This is a genomic window from Nocardiopsis sp. TRM 82005, assembly GCF_056312425.1.
Genome location: NZ_JBWDTQ010000071.1, coordinates 1 through 1059, shown reverse-complemented (window position 1 = coordinate 1059; position 1059 = coordinate 1). Strand labels below are relative to the sequence as shown.

General features: G+C 61.5%; 1 protein-coding gene. It reads right to left on the bottom strand.

What is annotated here, in order from left to right:
* Nucleotides 1-1059 (bottom strand): ATP-dependent Clp protease ATP-binding subunit ClpX (gene clpX / locus AC0T5L_RS27105; RefSeq protein WP_476168330.1); only part of this gene is annotated, 1059 nt, incomplete at both ends.

The following is a 1059-nucleotide window of genomic DNA, read 5'->3' as shown; positions in this document are numbered from 1 at the left end:
ACGATGGTGGGGTTGACGTGCTCCTGCACCGACTCACGAGTGATGATGACCTGCCCCACGTCCTCACGACTGGGCACCTCATACATCACCGACAACAACACCTCCTCGATGATCGCCCGCAACCCACGCGCACCCGTACCCCGAATAATCCCCTGCTCAGCAATCGCGTCCAAAGCATCCGGCGTGAACTCCAACTCCACACCGTCCAACTCGAACAACCGCTGATACTGCTTCACCAACGCGTTCCGCGGCTCCGTCAGAATCCGGATCAACGCCTCACGATCCAGATCATGCACACTCGTGATCACCGGCAACCGACCCACGAACTCCGGAATCATCCCGAACTTCAACAAGTCCTCCGGCATCACCTCACCGAACAACGCCGACCCCTCAGCATCGGACTCGGCGTTCAACACCGCGTTGAACCCCATCCCCTGCTGACCCGTCCGAGACTCGATCAGCTTGTCCAGCCCCGCGAACGCCCCACCACAGATGAACAGCACGTTCGTGGTGTCGATCTGGATGAACTCCTGGTGCGGATGCTTGCGCCCGCCCTGCGGCGGCACACTGGCGGTGGTCCCCTCCAGGATCTTCAACAACGCCTGCTGCACGCCCTCACCCGACACGTCCCGGGTGATCGAGGGGTTCTCACTCTTACGCGCGACCTTGTCGACCTCATCGATGTAGATGATCCCGGTCTCGGCCTTCTTCACGTCATAGTCCGCGGACTGGATCAGTTTGAGCAGGATGTTCTCCACATCCTCCCCCACATACCCCGCCTCGGTCAGCGCCGTGGCGTCGGCGATCGCGAAGGGCACGTTCAGAATACGCGCCAGGGTCTGCGCCAGCAGCGTCTTGCCCGAACCCGTGGGACCCAACAGCAAAATGTTGGACTTGGCGATCTCCACGTCCTCGTCCCCGGACCGGTCACCCTCAGAACGCACCCGCTTGTAGTGGTTGTACACCGCCACCGACAGCGCCTTCTTGGCCTGCTCCTGACCGATCACGTAGGAGTCCAGGAACTCATAGAGCTCCCGCGGCTTGGGAAGCGAGTCCCAG